The organism is Streptomyces sp. NPDC004658 (genome assembly GCF_040609555.1).
Classification (GTDB): Bacteria; Actinomycetota; Actinomycetes; order Streptomycetales; family Streptomycetaceae; genus Streptomyces.
In genome coordinates, this window is record NZ_JBEXKG010000023.1 from 23,319 (window position 1) to 38,203 (window position 14,885).

General features: G+C 71.2%; 15 protein-coding genes. 5 read left to right on the forward strand and 10 right to left on the reverse strand.

Features of this window, described 5'->3' with window-relative positions; translation table 11 throughout:
• The first annotated feature begins 55 nt into the window (after positions 1-55).
• The 3 genes from ABZV94_RS11485 to ABZV94_RS11495 all read left to right on the forward strand — a co-directional run bounded on the left by ABZV94_RS11485 (position 56) and on the right by ABZV94_RS11495 (position 2,996).
• Entirely contained in the window at positions 56-928 is an 873-nt protein-coding gene (locus ABZV94_RS11485) for a methylenetetrahydrofolate reductase (RefSeq protein WP_356339704.1), read from the forward strand.
• Between the two features lie 88 nt (positions 929-1,016).
• Positions 1,017-2,495 (forward strand): AlkA N-terminal domain-containing protein, encoded by a 1,479-nt coding sequence (locus ABZV94_RS11490; RefSeq protein ID WP_356339706.1) that lies wholly within the window; start codon positions 1,017-1,019, stop codon positions 2,493-2,495.
• A gap of 9 nt (positions 2,496-2,504) precedes the next feature.
• Positions 2,505-2,996 (forward strand): methylated-DNA--[protein]-cysteine S-methyltransferase, encoded by a 492-nt coding sequence (locus ABZV94_RS11495; protein WP_356339708.1) that lies wholly within the window; start codon positions 2,505-2,507, stop codon positions 2,994-2,996.
• Positions 2,997-3,025: 29 nt separating this feature from the next.
• Here ABZV94_RS11495 and ABZV94_RS11500 read toward each other — a convergent pair whose 3' ends face one another.
• Positions 3,026-3,751: a Sir2 family NAD-dependent protein deacetylase gene (locus ABZV94_RS11500; protein ID WP_356339710.1), complete on the reverse strand. Its 726-nt coding sequence runs from the start codon at positions 3,749-3,751 to the stop codon at positions 3,026-3,028.
• 106 nt (positions 3,752-3,857) lie between these two features.
• On the opposite strand from ABZV94_RS11500, the gene ABZV94_RS11505 reads away from it, so the two are divergent.
• Positions 3,858-4,058: a DUF2191 domain-containing protein gene (locus ABZV94_RS11505; RefSeq protein WP_356339712.1), complete on the forward strand. Its 201-nt coding sequence runs from the start codon at positions 3,858-3,860 to the stop codon at positions 4,056-4,058.
• Positions 4,059-4,082: 24 nt separating this feature from the next.
• On the opposite strand, the gene ABZV94_RS11510 is transcribed toward ABZV94_RS11505, so the two are convergent.
• Both ABZV94_RS11510 and ABZV94_RS11515 read right to left on the reverse strand, forming a co-directional pair.
• Positions 4,083-4,577 (reverse strand): NUDIX hydrolase, encoded by a 495-nt coding sequence (locus ABZV94_RS11510; protein ID WP_356339714.1) that lies wholly within the window; start codon positions 4,575-4,577, stop codon positions 4,083-4,085.
• 28 nt (positions 4,578-4,605) lie between these two features.
• Complete coding sequence (locus tag ABZV94_RS11515) at positions 4,606-5,679, reverse strand: ADP-ribosylglycohydrolase family protein (RefSeq protein ID WP_356339716.1); 1,074 nt, start codon at positions 5,677-5,679, stop codon at positions 4,606-4,608.
• A 165-nt stretch (positions 5,680-5,844) separates the two neighbouring features.
• Here ABZV94_RS11515 and ABZV94_RS11520 point away from each other — a divergent pair, with 165 nt between their 5' ends.
• Positions 5,845-6,981, forward strand: a complete 1,137-nt coding sequence (locus ABZV94_RS11520) for a glycerate kinase (protein ID WP_356339717.1) — start codon at positions 5,845-5,847, stop codon at positions 6,979-6,981.
• 65 nt (positions 6,982-7,046) lie between these two features.
• On the opposite strand, the gene pssA is transcribed toward ABZV94_RS11520, so the two are convergent.
• The 7 genes from pssA to ccrA all read right to left on the reverse strand — a co-directional run bounded on the left by pssA (position 7,047) and on the right by ccrA (position 14,785).
• Positions 7,047-7,865 carry a CDP-diacylglycerol--serine O-phosphatidyltransferase gene (gene pssA / locus ABZV94_RS11525; protein WP_014675980.1) on the reverse strand — a complete coding sequence of 273 codons (819 nt, stop codon included), beginning with the start codon at positions 7,863-7,865 and terminating at the stop codon, positions 7,047-7,049.
• A gap of 22 nt (positions 7,866-7,887) precedes the next feature.
• On the reverse strand, positions 7,888-8,544 hold the full coding sequence (locus ABZV94_RS11530) for a phosphatidylserine decarboxylase (RefSeq protein WP_356339719.1): 657 nt from the start codon (positions 8,542-8,544) through the stop codon (positions 7,888-7,890).
• 170 nt (positions 8,545-8,714) lie between these two features.
• Entirely contained in the window at positions 8,715-9,920 is a 1,206-nt protein-coding gene (locus ABZV94_RS11535) for an acyl-CoA dehydrogenase family protein (RefSeq protein WP_356339721.1), read from the reverse strand.
• 2 nt (positions 9,921-9,922) lie between these two features.
• Positions 9,923-10,435, reverse strand: coding sequence for a MaoC family dehydratase (locus ABZV94_RS11540; protein ID WP_356339723.1), 513 nt, complete (start codon positions 10,433-10,435; stop codon positions 9,923-9,925).
• Between the two features lie 5 nt (positions 10,436-10,440).
• A complete protein-coding gene (locus ABZV94_RS11545) occupies positions 10,441-11,406 on the reverse strand; it encodes a CoA ester lyase (RefSeq protein WP_356121826.1) in 966 nt (321 codons plus the stop codon).
• On the reverse strand, positions 11,403-13,430 hold the full coding sequence (locus tag ABZV94_RS11550) for a protein meaA (protein WP_356339725.1): 2,028 nt from the start codon (positions 13,428-13,430) through the stop codon (positions 11,403-11,405). Before ABZV94_RS11550 ends, ABZV94_RS11545 begins: the two co-directional genes overlap by 4 nt.
• Positions 13,431-13,447: 17 nt before the next feature.
• Positions 13,448-14,785 carry a crotonyl-CoA carboxylase/reductase gene (gene ccrA / locus ABZV94_RS11555; protein WP_356339786.1) on the reverse strand — a complete coding sequence of 446 codons (1,338 nt, stop codon included), beginning with the start codon at positions 14,783-14,785 and terminating at the stop codon, positions 13,448-13,450.
• Positions 14,786-14,885 lie beyond the last annotated feature (100 nt).

Below are 14,885 nucleotides of genomic sequence, written 5' to 3' on the forward strand. Positions count from 1 at the left end.
CAGCCGCAGCAGGTGCGGCGAGCCGTTCCCCGGCACGAGGAGTACGAGAAGCACGATGGGCCCCGCGCTGCTGGACGACTTCTCGCTGGAGATGACCGGCAAGGACGTTCCCGGGCTGGAGGAGGCGCGCGACAGCATCCCGCCCGGCACCCGGATCAACATCACGTTCCTGGCCGGCGAGGACACCGGTACGCGGCGGACCGCGGCCCGCGCGGTCAAACGGCTCGGGTTCGTCCCCGTACCGCACATCTCCGCGCGCCGCCTGCCCTCGCGCCCCGCCCTGGAGGAGTTCCTCGCCGGGCTGGCGGCCGACGGCACCGCCGAGAACGTGTTCGTCGTCGGCGGCGACCCGGCCCGGCCCGAGGGGCCGTACGAGGACGCCCTCGCCGTCCTGCGCACCGGGCTGCTGAGGGAGCACGGCGTCCGGCACGTCGGTGTCGCCGGCTACCCGGAGGGCCACCCCGGCATAGCCGACCGGGTCCTGTGGTCGGCGCTGACGGAGAAGGCGGCGGCCATCGGGCGCGGGCGGTTCACCGGCGACGTCATCACCCAGTTCGGCTTCGACGTCGACCCGGTGCTCGCCTGGCTGGAGGCCCTGCGCGCGCGGGGCGTGCACCTGCCCGTCCGGGTCGGCGTCCCCGGGCCGGCGGGGGTGCGGCGGCTGCTGCGCTACGCCGGCCGGTTCGGCGTCGGCACGAGCGCCTCCGTGGCCCGCAAGTACGGCCTCTCGCTGACCAACCTCATGGGTACGGCCGGCCCGGACCGCTTCCTGCACACTCTGGCCGACCGGTACGACCCGGCCCGGCACGGCACGGTGAAGGTGCACTTCTACACGTTCGGCGGCCTGCGGGCCACCGCGGACTGGATCACCCGCTTCCGCCACGGATCCGAACGGTTCGACGACGTGCGACAAGCCGCTCGATCATGAGATTCAGCGATCGGGGGTCCTGGCCAGGCCCACGTACATGTCGGATTTTCGCCAGCGGCCGGGGCCCGCGGTGGGCGATGCTGGACGCATGCAGACAGGGATGCACCTCGACCGGGAGCACTGCGTACGCGCCGTGCGGTCCAAGGACGCGCGGTTCGACGGATGGTTCTTCACGGCCGTCCTGACCACCCGGATCTACTGCCGGCCGAGCTGCCCGGTCGTGCCGCCCAAGCCGGAGAACATGACGTTCTACCCGAGTGCCGCCGCCTGTCAGCAGGCCGGGTTCCGGGCCTGCAAACGCTGCCGCCCCGACACCAGCCCCGGCTCCCCGGAGTGGAACGCGCGCGCCGACCTGGTGGCCCGCGCCATGCGGCTGATCGCCGACGGGGTCGTGGACCGCGAGGGCGTGCCCGGACTCGCCGCCCGGCTCGGCTACAGCACCCGGCAGGTGGAGCGCCAGCTGCTCGCCGAGCTGGGCGCCGGCCCCCTCGCGCTCGCCCGCGCGCAGCGCTCCCAGACCGCGCGGCTGCTCATCGAGACCACGGCCCTGCCGATGGCGGAGATCGCGTTCGCGGCCGGTTTCGCCTCCGTGCGCGCCTTCAACGACACCGTCCGCGAGGTCTTCGCCCTGTCCCCGAGCGAGCTGCGCGCCCGGGCGCCGAAGAGCGGCGCGGGTACGCCCGGCGTGGTCACCCTGCGGCTGCCGTTCCGCGCCCCGCTCAACCCGTCCAACCTCTTCGGCCACCTCGCCGCCACCGCCGTACCCGGTGTCGAGGAGTGGCGCGACGGCGCCTACCGCCGCACCCTGAGGCTGCCGTACGGCCACGGCATCGCCGCGCTCGCACCCCGACCCGACCACATCGCCTGCCGCCTCGGCCTCAGCGACCTGCGCGACCTGACCGTGGCCATCAGCCGCTGCCGTCGCCTGCTCGACCTGGACGCCGACCCGGTGGCGGTCGACGGCCACCTGCGCACCGACCCGGCCCTCGCACCCCTGGTCGACCGGGCGCCGGGCCGCCGGGTGCCGCGCACGGTCGACGAGGCCGAGTTCGCCGTCCGCGCCGTGCTCGGGCAACAGGTCTCCACCGCCGCCGCCCGCACCCACGCGGCCCGCCTGGTCACCGCGCACGGCAAGCCCCTGGACGACCCCGAGGGCGGCCTCACCCACCTCTTCCCCACCCCCGAGGCACTGGCCGCCGTCGACCCCGAGACCCTGGCGATGCCCCGCACCCGGCGCACCACCTTCACCACGCTGGTCCGCGAACTCGCCGACGGCGTCCTGCACCTGGGCGTGGAGGCCGACTGGGCCGAGGCCCGGGCCCGGCTGCTCGCTCTGCCCGGCTTCGGGCCCTGGACGGTGGACGTCATCGCGATGCGCGCCCTCGGCGACCCCGACGCCTTCCTCCCCACCGACCTCGGCATCCGGCGCGCCGCGAAGGAGCTGGGCCTGCCGGCCACCCCCGCCGCGCTCACCGCCCGCGCGGAGAGCTGGCGGCCCTGGCGGTCGTACGCCGTGCAGTACCTGTGGGCGACGGACACCCACCCGATCAACTTCCTCCCGGCCTGAAGGACTCCGATGAACCACCACACCGTGATCGACAGCCCGTACGGGCCGCTCACCCTCGTCGCCGACGCCGACGGCGCCCTGTGCGGCCTGTACATGGTGGGCCAGCGGCACCGCCCCGGCGAGGAGAGGTTCGGCCCGCGCGAGGACAGCCTGCCCGTGTTCGCCGAGACGGCCGAGCAGCTGACCGCGTACTTCTCGGGCGAGACCAAGGAGTTCACCGTCCGGCTCGGCCTGCACGGCACACCGTTCCAGCGCAGCGTCTGGCAGCAGCTGGCCGCCATCCCGTACGGCGAGACCCGTACCTACGGCGAACTGGCCGACGCCCTGGGCAACCCCCGGGCCTCCCGCGCCGTCGGCCTCGCCAACGGCCGCAATCCCGTCGGCATCATCGTCCCCTGCCACCGGGTGATCGGCTCCGACGGCAGCCTCACCGGCTACGGCGGCGGCCTCGACCGCAAGCGCCGCCTGCTCGACTTCGAACGCGGCAGCGCGCTGTTCTGACCCGGCGGACCGGCGCCCGCCGGGCGTTCTCAGCCGCTCAGGGTGCGCAGGAGTGCGGGCAGCGCGGTGCCGATCGGCTCCCGGACGACCTCGTCCGCCAGGTCGTCGTACGGCGTGGGTTCGGCGTTCACGATGACGAGGCGTGCGCCGTGGTCGGCGGCCACGCCGGCGAGGCCGGCGGCGGGCTGCACCTGGAGGCTGCTGCCGACGGCGATGAACACCTGGCAGGCCTTGGTGATGGCCACGGCCTCGCCGAGGACCACGGGATCCAGCCGCTCGCCGAACATCACCGTCGCCGACTTCAGGATGCCCCCGCACTCCAGGCACGGCGGGTCCTCCTCGCCGGCCTCCACCCGGGCGAGGGCGTCCTCCATCGCTCCCCGGGCCCCGCAGCCGGTGCACACGACGGCGCGGGCGCTGCCGTGGAGTTCGAGCACCTTGCGGGCGGGCATGCCGGCGAGCTGGTGCAGGCCGTCCACGTTCTGGGTGATGACCCGGACCGGGACGCCGGACCTCTCCAGCTCGGCGACGGCCCGGTGCGCCGCGTTCGGCTCGGCCCGCAGCGTCTGGCTCTCCCGGCGCATCTGCCAGGACCGCCGCCGGATCTCCGGGTCCGCCATGTAGTACTCGTACGTCACGAGCTTCTCGGCCTCCGGATCGCGCCGCCACAGTCCGTTCGGCCCGCGGTAGTCCGGGATGCCGGAGTCGGTGGAGATACCGGCCCCGCTGAGCAGGGCGACGAGGGGCTTGGCCATGGCATCGAGGGTAGGGCGGGCGGCATGGCCGCCGCGAACGGATTACCACGCGGGCGGGTCCGGCGGTAAGGTCCCGCGGCACGGCGCCCGGTGCTAGCGTCCCCGCATGGCCAAGGTGACTGTCTCGCTCGACGCCCAGCTCGTCGTGGAGGTCATGGTGCTCGCCGGGGTGGGGAACCCGCAGGACGCCGTCGAACTGGTGGTCCGGGACTACATCGAGCGCGGGCACCGCACGGAGGCACGCGCCGCCGCCCGGGACGACGCGCTGCGCGAGGTCGACGTCAAGCCGCGCGACCCGGAGGGCTGAGCGGCCGCACGGCGGGCCGGACGGTCACGCCACCCGGTGGCCGTTCTCCAGTTCCGCCGTGCCCGAGCCGTCCGCGAGGACGTCCAGCGCGGTCAGCACACGGTGGCCGAGCGCCCCGGGCAGATGGGCGGTGAGGTCCTCGCGGGCGACCATGCGCCAGGAGAGCAGTTCCTCCTCCTGGAGGCGGATGGACTTCAGCTCGTCCTCGGTGAGGACACCGCCGTCGTACAGGTACGCCACCAGCGGCGGCCGGCCCGCACCGTGCACCCAGTCCACGGCCAGCAGCCGGCCGAGTTCCCGGTCGAGCCCGATCTCCTCCAGCGTCTCCCGGCGGGCGCCCTGGCGCGGCGTCTCCCCGTCGTCCGACTCGATGGTGCCGCCCGGCAGCGCCCAGCCGTCACGGTAGTTGGGTTCGACGAGCAGCACCCGCCCCTCGGCGTCCCGGAAGAGGGCGGCGGCCCCGGCGAGGACGCGGGGCAGGCTCGCGATGTACGCGGCGAAATCCTGGGTGGTGGTCATTGGGGAAGGGTAACCAGCCGGCCGCCGGCTACGTCCCGCTCGTCGCCAGGCGCAGGGTGCGTTCGGCCAGCGCACTGATCCGTACGCCGTCGAAGCCGAACACCGCGCTGCGCACCGTGTCCTCCAGCGGATCCCGCCAGTGCGCCGGGATGGCCTCGGCGCCGGTGAGGACGCCGGTCACCGAACCGGCCGTCGCCCCGTTGGAGTCGGTGTCGAGGCCGCCGCGCACGGTCAGGGCGATGGTGCGGGTGAAGTCGCCGTCGCCGTACAGCAGTCCGGCGGCGAGGACGGCCACGTTCGGCACCGTGTGGATCCAGCCGAGCCCCGCGGTCTCCGCGGACACGGTGGCCAGGGTCTCCTCCCACGGCAGCCGCGCGTCGTGCAGGGAGGCCACCCGCCGTACCGTCCGGGCCAGGCGGCTGCTCGCCGGGACGACCGAGAGCGCGGTGTCCAGGGCGTCCCGGACGGTCGGTGCGGTGAACGCGGCCGAGATCAGCGCGGCGGCCCACATGGCGCCGTACACGCCGTTGCCGGTGTGCGAGAGCACCGCGTCCCGGCGGGCCAGACCGGCGGCCCGGACGGGATCGCCGGGACAGGTCCAGCCGTAGACGTCGGCGCGGATCAACGCGCCGATCCACTCCTGGTACGGGTTGTCGTACGTCGCCGTCAGCGGCGGTTTCAGCCCGTTCGCGAGGTTCCGGTACGCGGCCCGTTCCGCCGTGAACGTCTGCAGGTACGGCAGCCTGAGCAGCCACAGGTCGCCGATCTGCTCGGTGCTGAAGCCGAAGCCGTGGGTCTCCAGCAGGTGCAGGCCGAGGATCGCGTAGTCGACGTCGTCGTCCCGGCAGCTGCCGTGGATCCGCCCGCGCACGCAACAGCGCCACTCCGGGCGCAGTACGGCGGCCTCCTCGGCGTCGGCCGGCCCGGGCAGGTAGTCGGTCAGCGGCAGGGCGGCGGCCCGGCGCAGATAGCGGTCGATGCGGTCGCGCGTCCACACCTCGCCCTGCTCGACCGGCTTGCCGAGCATGTTGCCCGCGATCCGGCCGAGCCAGCCGCCGTGGACGCGGTCGGCGAGGTCCGGTCCGGTGCGCTGGGTGCTCATGGCAGCGGTGTACCCACTTTGCCCCGCCCGCTCCCAGCGGCTTCCCAGGGTTCGGGCGGGGCATGACGGCGGGGGTGTCCTGCGGTTATGGTCACAGCGGCGCGACTGGCCCTGACGTGCGCGGGGCCCGGAGAGCAAGGGGAAGACAAGGTGGCGGACGCTGCAGTGAACGAGACCCGTCGGGTGCTCATCGCCGCGGACAAGTTCAAGGGCTCGCTGACGGCCGTGCAGGTCGCCGAGCGGGTGACGGCCGGGTTGCGTCGGGTCGTGCCGGATCTCCGGGTGGAGGCGCTGCCCGTGGCCGACGGCGGCGACGGGACCGTGGACGCGGCGGTCGCGGCCGGCTTCGAACGCCGGGAGGTGCGGGTCGCCGGGCCGCTCGGCGAGGAGGTCACGGCCGCGTTCGCGCTGCGCGGCGCCACCGCGGTGGTGGAGATGGCCGAGGCCAGCGGCTTGCAGCGGTTGCCGGCCGGAGTCTTCGCGCCGCTGACCGCCTCGACGTACGGCTCCGGGGAACTGCTGCGCGCCGCGCTGGACGCCGGTGCGCGGACGATCGTGTTCGGCGTCGGCGGCAGCGCCACGACGGACGGCGGTGCGGGCATGCTGTCCGCGCTGGGCGCGCGGTTCCTGACCGAGGAGGGCGAGCCGGTGCCCCCGGGCGGCGGCGGACTCGCCGATCTGGCCCGCGCCGACCTCTCCGGACTCGACCCCCGGCTGTCCTCGGTCGAACTGGTCCTGGCCAGCGACGTCGACAACCCGCTGACCGGACCGAAGGGCGCCCCGGCGGTGTACGGCCCGCAGAAGGGCGCCTCGCCGGACGACGTGGACACGCTGGACGCCGCGCTGGTCCGCTTCGCGAAGGTCCTGGAGGCGGAGGCCGGGCCGCGGGCCGCCGAGTACGCGGTGGCGCCGGGCGCGGGGGCCGCCGGGGGCATCGGCTACGGCGCCCTGCTCCTCGGTGCGCGGTTCCGCCCCGGCATCGAGGTGATGCTGGACGTGCTCGGCTTCGCACCCGCCCTGGAGCGGGCCTCGCTGGTGATCACCGGGGAGGGCTCGCTGGACGAGCAGACCCTGCACGGCAAGGCGCCGGCGGGGGTCGCCGCGGCGGCGCGCTCCGCGGGGAAGACCGTCGTGGCGGTGTGCGGGCGGCTGGCGCTGCCGACGGAGGCGTTGCTGGCGGCCGGGATCTCCCAGGCGTACCCGCTGACGTCCGTCGAACCGGACGTGGCCCGGTGCATCGCGGATGCCGGGCCGATCCTGGAGCGGGTCGCTGCGCGGCTGGCCGAGGACCACTTGGCCTGAGGCCCCCGGGGGTAAGCGAAAGGCCCCTTACCCAACCCGGGTAAGGGGCCCTCGTCCAAGCGCCGCTACGGCAACTGCGCCGCGCGAGCCTCACGGCGGTTGTCGCGGAAGTTGTTCACCCGCCGCGCCGTGGCGAACAGCGGGATCACCGCGCCCATCACCAGCTGCAGCGCACAGCCCGTCTGGAGGAGCAGCTGCCCGCTGGGCGCGTCGAAGGCCCATGCCGCCAGCAGCCCCATCGACAGCACGATCCAGGAGAGCATCGCGCCCGCGAGACGCCCCCGCGGCTTCGGGTACTCCACCCGGCTCACCATCAGCCACGCGGTCCCGAGGATCGCCAGCAGCGTCGCCACGAACGGCAGCTCCAGCAGCACGATCGAGACGACCGTCAGCGCGCCGAACGGCGAGGGCATGCCCTGGAACATGCCGTCCTTCATGGTCACGCAGCTGAACCGGGCCAGTCTCAGCACCACGGCCAGCAGCACCACGATCGCGCCCACCGCGGCCACCCGCTGGTGCGCGTCGTCCGCGACCATGCCGTAGACCAGGACGAAGTACGCGGGGGCCAGCCCGAAGCTGATCAGGTCGGACAGGTTGTCCAGCTCCGCGCCCATCGGCGACGAGCGCAGCTTGCGGGCCACCAGCCCGTCGAACAGGTCGAAGACCGCCGCGCAGAGCATCAGGATGACCGCCGTGGCCGCGCTGTGGCGGGCCATGCCGGACTCCTGGCTGCCGGTGAGGTGCGGGATCAGGATGCCGGTGGTGGTGAAGTACACCGCCATGAAGCCGCACGTGGCGTTGCCCAGCGTCAGGGTGTCCGCTATCGACAGGCGGAGAGAGAGAGGCATCTCCTCCTCGTCGTCCACCTCGTCGGCCTCGGGCACCCAGCCCGCCTGGGTCTCCGGATCAATCACGGTCAATGCGAGTCACCCCAGCCACGGTCTTCTGGCCGACCTCGACCGCGACCTCCACGCCCTCGGGCAGGTAGAGGTCGACACGCGAGCCGAAGCGGATCAGACCGATACGGTCGCCCTGCTCGACCTTCGTTCCCTCGGGGATGTAGGGAACGATGCGGCGGGCCACCGCGCCGGCGATCTGGATCATCTCGATGTCGCCGAGTTCGGTGTCGAAATGCCAGACTACGCGCTCGTTGTTCTCGCTCTCCTTGTTGAAAGCCGGAACAAAGCCGCCGGGGATGTGCTCGACGGACGTCACGGTGCCCGCGAGGGGCGCGCGGTTGACGTGGACGTTGAGCGGGCTCATGAAGATGGCGACGCGGGTACGCCCGTCCTTCCACGGCATGATGCTCTGCACCACACCGTCGGCGGGCGAGATGACCCGGCCAGGGGCGATCTCGCGCTCGGGGTCGCGGAAGAACCACAGCATGCCCGCCGCGAGCGCGGTGGCGGGCACGGCGACGGCCTTGGCGACGCCCGAGCGGCGAGCGCGGGCCAGGCTGAGGGCTGCGGTGGCGACGGTCGGGAGAAGCCACGGCGATGCTCCGCGCGCGAGGCGTACGCCGGCTCGGCTGTCGCGAGGTGCAGAGGTTTGGCTGTGGGGCATGGATGACCTTCGTAGCGGATGATGCCGCGCTCTGACGGGGGACGGCGGCTTTCCGGGGATCGTACCGGGCGCGGGCCACAACTGGGCAAGCCAGGAAGCCGAGTCGGCGGCCGAAGAGTGTCTACGGGGTGTGATCTTCTTCTCGAAGAAAACACCCCGTATCAGGACAATCAGCCCTGGAATCGATACTCTTCGAGCAGCCTGCGCCCGATGATCATTTTCTGGATCTCGGCGGTACCTTCACCGATGAGCAGCATCGGGGCCTCGCGGTAGAGGCGCTCGATCTCGTACTCCTTGGAGAAGCCGTAGCCGCCGTGGATCCGGAAGGCATCCTCCACGACCTCCTTGCAGTACTCGGAGGCGAGGTACTTCGCCATCCCCGCTTCCAGGTCGTTTCGCTCCCCGGAGTCCTTTTTGCGTGCCGCGTTGACCATCATCGCATGCGCGGCCTCGACCTTGGTCGCCATCTCCGCCAGCTTGAACTGGATGGCCTGGTGCTGGGCGATCGGCTTGCCGAACGTGTGCCGCTGCTGGGCGTACTGAACGCCCAGTTCGAAGGCGCGCTGGGCGACGCCGCAGCCGCGCGCCGCCACATTGACCCGGCCGACCTCCACGCCGTCCATCATTTGGTAAAAACCTCGGCCGGTGACCCCGCCGAGCACCCGATCGGCCGGAACGCGCAGGCCGTCCATGATCAGCTCGGTCGTGTCGACGCCCTTGTAGCCCATCTTCTCGATCTTGCCGGGGATGGTGAGGCCCGGGCGGACCTCGCCGAAGCCCGGCTCCTTCTCGATCAGGAAGGTCGTCATCGACTTGTGCGGCGCCGTGCCCTCGGGGTGTCCTTCGTCACTCCGGACCAGAACGGCCACGAGCGACGAGGTGCCGCCGTTCGTCAGCCACATCTTCTGACCGTTCAGGACGTACTCGTCGCCGTCCTTGACCGCCTTAGACGTGATGGCGGACACATCCGAGCCCAGGCCGGGCTCCGACATCGAGAAGGCGCCCCGGATGTCGCCGGCCGCCATCCTCGGCAGGAAGTGGTCCTTCTGCTCCTGCGTGCCGTGCTGCTTGAGCATGTACGCGACGATGAAGTGCGTGTTGATGATGCCGGACACCGACATCCAGCCACGGGCGATCTCCTCCACGCACAGCGCGTAGGTGAGCAGCGACTCGCCCAGGCCGCCGTACTCCTCGGGGATCATCAGGCCGAAGAGGCCGAGTTCCTTCAGGCCGTCGACGATCTGCTGCGGGTACTCGTCGCGGTGCTCCAGCTCGGTCGCGACCGGGATGATCTCTTTGTCGACAAAGTCCCGGACGGTGGAGAGGATCTCCTGCTGGACGTCGGTCAGACCGGCGGTCTGGGCGAGACGGGCCATGGCTACTTCTCCTGCTCCTTGAGCTCGGGGCGGCCCGGCTGCTCGCCGCCGCGCTCCTTGATGTACGTCTCGGTGGGCACCATCACCTTGCGGCGGAAGACGCACACCAGGGTGCCGTCCTGCTTGTAGCCCTTGGTCTCGACGTGGACGATCCCGCGGTCGTTCTTCGACTTCGACGGCCACTTGTCCAGCACGGTCGTCTCGCCGTAGATCGTGTCCCCGTGGAAGGTCGGCGCCACGTGCTTGAGCGACTCGATCTCCAGGTTGGCGATCGCCTTGCCGGAGATGTCCGGGACGGACATGCCGAGCAGGAGGGAGTAGACGTAGTTCCCGACCACCACGTTCCTGCCGAAGTCCGTCGTCTTCTCGGCGTAGTTGGTGTCCATGTGGAGCGGGTGGTGGTTCATGGTGAGCAGACAGAACAGGTGGTCGTCGTACTCCGTGACCGTCTTGCCGGGCCAGTGCTTGTACGTCGCCCCGACCTCGAACTCCTCGTACGTGCGTCCGAACTGCATCGCCGTCACGCCTCCGGGATCTCGAACGTGCTGGTGCGCCGCATGCCGGCGGCACGGCCCTTGCCCGCGATGACCAGCGCCATCTTGCGGCTGGCCTCGTCGATCATCTCGTCGCCGAGCATCGCGGAGCCCTTCTTGCCGCCCGCCTCCGACGTGTAGTAGTCGTACGCGTCCAGGATCAGCTCGGCGTGGTCGTAGTCCTCCTGCGACGGCGAGAAGACCTCGTTGGCGGCGTCGACCTGACCGGGGTGCAGCACCCACTTGCCGTCGAAGCCCAGCGCGGCGGCGCGGCCGGCGACCTCGCGGAAGCCGTCGACGTTGCGGATCTGGAGGTAGGGGCCGTCGATCGCCTGGAGGTCGTTGGCGCGGGCGGCCATCAGGATCTTCATCAGGATGTAGTGGTAGGCGTCCGCCGGGTAGCCGGGCGGCTGCTCGCCCACGACCAGGGACTTCATGTTGATGGAGGCCATGAAGTCGGCCGGGCCGAAGATGATGGTCTCGATCCGCGGGGAGGCCTGCGCGATCTCGTTGACGTTGTTCAGGCCCTGCGCGTTCTCGATCTGCGCCTCGATGCCGATCCGGCCGACCTCGAAGCCCATCGTCTTCTCGATCTGCGTCAGCAGCAGGTCCAGGGCGACGACCTGCTGGGCGTTCTGCACCTTCGGCAGCATGATGCAGTCCAGGTTCGGGCCCGCGCCCTCCACCACCGTGACGACGTCCCGGTACGTCCACTCGGTCGTCCAGTCGTTCACCCGGACCACGCGCGTCTTGCCCGTCCAGTCGCCCTCGTTGAGGAACTTGACGATGGTGTGCCGCGCCTCGGGCTTGGCGAGCGGCGCGCACGCGTCCTCCAGGTCCAGGAAGACCTGGTCCGCGGGGAGGCCCTGCGCCTTCTCCAGGAAGCGCGGGTTGCTGCCCGGTACGGCCAGGCAGGAGCGCCGCGGGCGAAGGCGGTTGACAGGGGTCGTCATGCGGGGACCTCCAGGGGGTCGAGCTTGTTCGCTTTCCGGATCTCGTCGACGATGCGGCCGATGATCCCGGTGATGTCGAAGTCCTTCGGGGTGAAGACGGCGGCCACTCCGGCTTGCCTCAGCTGCTCGGCGTCACCGTTGGGGATGATGCCACCGGCGATCACCGGTATATCTGTGGCACCGGCCACACGCAGCCGCTGGAGCACATCGGGGACCAGCTGGGCGTGCGAGCCGGAGAGGATCGACAGGCCCACGGCGTGCACGTCCTCGGCCAGGGCCGCGTCCACTATCTGCTCGGGCGTGAGCCGGATGCCCTGGTACACCACCTCGAAGCCGGCGTCCCGCGCGCGGACGGCGATCTGCTCGGCGCCGTTGGAGTGACCGTCCAGGCCCGGCTTGCCGACCAGGAAGCGCAGTTTGCCGACGCCCAGCTCACGGGCGGTGGCGTCCACCCGGGCGCGGACCTCGGCGAGCGCCGAGCCGGCCTCGGCGGCGACGGCCACCGGCGCGGAGGAGACCCCGGTGGGCGCCCGGTACTCGCCGAACACCTCGCGCAGGGCGCCCGCCCACTCGCCGGTGGTGACCCCGGCGCGGGCGCACTCCAGCGTGGCCTCCATGAGGTTGTCGGTGCCCTTGGCGGCCTCCTTCAGCCGCTCCAGTGCCTTGCAGGGGCGCGGGTGGTTGAAGGGCGGCTGGTAGCGGGTGTCCCGCCAGTGCTGGAGGGACTCGATAACGCGGGCCTCGACCGCCGGGTCGACCGTCATGATGGCGGTGTCCAGATCGGCCGTGAGCGGGTTCGGCTCGGTGCCCTCGAAGATGTTGACGCCGACGATCTTCTCCTCGCCGGACTCGATCCGGGCCCGGCGCTCGGCGTGCGAGGCGACCAGCTGCGACTTCAGGTAGCCGGACTCCACGGCGGCCAGCGCGCCACCCATCTCCTGGATGCGGTCGATCTCCGCGAGGGTGTCCTCGACCAGCTGGTCGACCTTCGCCTCGATCACCTTCGAGCCCTCGAAGATGTCGTCGTACTCCAGCAGGTCGCTCTCGTAGGCGAGGACCTGCTGGATGCGCAGGCTCCACTGCTGGTCCCAGGGCCGGGGCAGGCCCAGCGCCTCGTTCCAGGCGGGCAGCTGCACGGCACGCGCGCGTGCGTCCTTGGAGAGGGTGACCGCCAGCATCTCCAGCACGATCCGCTGGACGTTGTTCTCCGGCTGCGCCTCGGTCAGGCCGAGCGAGTTGACCTGGACGCCGTAGCGGAACCGGCGCTGCTTGGGGTCCTCGATGCCGTACCGCTCGCGGGTGATCCCGTCCCAGATGCGGCCGAACGCGCGCATCTTGCACATCTCCTCGATGAAGCGGACGCCCGCGTTCACGAAGAAGGAGATGCGGGCGACGACGTCCCCCATGCGCTCCTGCGGCACCTGGCCGGAGTCGCGCACGGCGTCGAGGACGGCGATCGCGGTGGACATCGCGTACGCGATCTCCTGCACCGGCGTGGCCCCGGCCTCCTGCAGGTGGTAGCTGCAGATGTTGATCGGGTTCCACTTCGGGATGTGGGAGACCGTGTACGCGATCATGTCCGTCGTCAGGCGGAGCGAGGGTTCCGGCGGGAACACGTGGGTGCCCCGGGACAGGTACTCCTTGACGATGTCGTTCTGGGTCGTGCCCTGGAGCTTGGTGATGTCCGCGCCCTGCTCCTCCGCGACGACCTGGTAGAGCGCCAGCAGCCACATGGCGGTGGCGTTGATCGTCATCGAGGTGTTCATCTGCTCCAGGGGGATGTCCTGGAACAGCCGGCGCATGTCACCGAGGTGCGCGACGGGCACGCCCACCCGGCCGACCTCGCCGCGCGCGAGGATGTGGTCGGGGTCGTAGCCGGTCTGCGTCGGCAGGTCGAACGCCACCGACAGACCGGTCTGGCCCTTGGCGAGGTTGCGCCGGTACAGCTCGTTGGACGCCTCCGCCGTGGAGTGACCGGCGTACGTCCGCATCAGCCACGGCCGGTCCTTCTGACGCTCTGTCATCTATGGCCTCCCGGTTCTCAGACGTTCCGGAAGCGGTTGATGGCGTCGATGTGCTTGGCGCGCATCTCCTCGTCGCGCACGCCCAGGCCCTCCTCGGGGGCGAGGCACAGCACGCCGACCTTGCCCTGGTGCAGGTTGCGGTGGACGTCGTAGGCGGCCTGCCCGGTGTCCTGAAGGGAGTAGACCTTGGAGAGGGTCGGGTGGATCTTGCCCTTGGCGATGAGGCGGTTGGCCTCCCAGGCCTCGCGGTAGTTCGCGAAGTGCGAGCCGATGATCCGCTTCAGCGACATCCACAGGTAGCGGTTGTCGTACTCGTGCAGGTAGCCCGAGGTCGAGGCGCAGGTGGTGATCGTGCCGCCCTTGCGGGTGACGTAGACGCTGGCGCCGAAGGTCTCGCGGCCGGGGTGCTCGAAGACGATGTCGATGTCCTCGCCGCCGGTCAGCTCGCGGATGCGCTTGCCGAAGCGCTTCCACTCCTTGGGGTCCTGGGTCCGCTCGTCCTTCCAGAACTTGTAGCCCTCGGCGTTGCGGTCGATGATCGCCTCGGCGCCCATCGAGCGGCAGATCTCCGCCTTCTGCGGCGAGGAGACGACGCAGACCGGGTTGGCGCCGCCGGCCAGGGCGAACTGGGTGGCGTAGGAGCCGAGGCCGCCGCTCGCGCCCCAGATGAGTACGTTGTCGCCCTGCTTCATGCCGGCGCCGTTGCGGGAGACCAGCTGGCGGTAGGCGGTGGAGTTGACCAGGCCCGGGGCCGCGGCCTCCTCCCAGCTGAGGTGGGCCGGCTTCGGCATCAGCTGGTTGGACTTCACCAGCGCGATCTCGGCGAGGCCGCCGAAGTTGGTCTCGAAGCCCCAGATGCGCTGCTCGGGGTCGAGCATGGTGTCGTTGTGGCCGTCGGAGGACTCCAGCTCGACGGACAGGCAGTGTGCGACGACCTCGTCACCGGGCTTCCAGGCGTTCACGCCGGGGCCGGTGCGCAGGACGACGCCCGCGAGGTCGGAGCCGATGATGTGGTACGGCAGGTCGTGACGCTTGGCCAGCTCGTTGGTGCGGCCGTAGCGCTCCAGGAACCCGAAGGTGGACAGGGGCTCGAAGATCGACGTCCACACCGAGTTGTAGTTCACCGAGGAGGCCATGACGGCCACCAGGGCCTCGCCCGGGCCCAGCTCGGGCACGGGGACCTCGTCCAGGTGGATCGACTTGCGCGGGTCCTTGTCGCGGGTCTGCAGGCCCGCGAACATCTCCGTCTCGTCCTTGTGCACGGTGATCGCGCGGTACGACTCGGGGATCGGCAGGGCGGCGAAGTCGGCGGACGTGGCGTCCTTCGACTGGATCGCGTCCAGGATGTCCTTCACGGTCACGGTGTTGCCTCCGGCGGTGAGCGCCCTGAGGGAGGGGCGCCTGAGGGATCGTCGGTGCTGCGATGAGTGCTGCTGAGGGTTTTCGAGGGGTGTG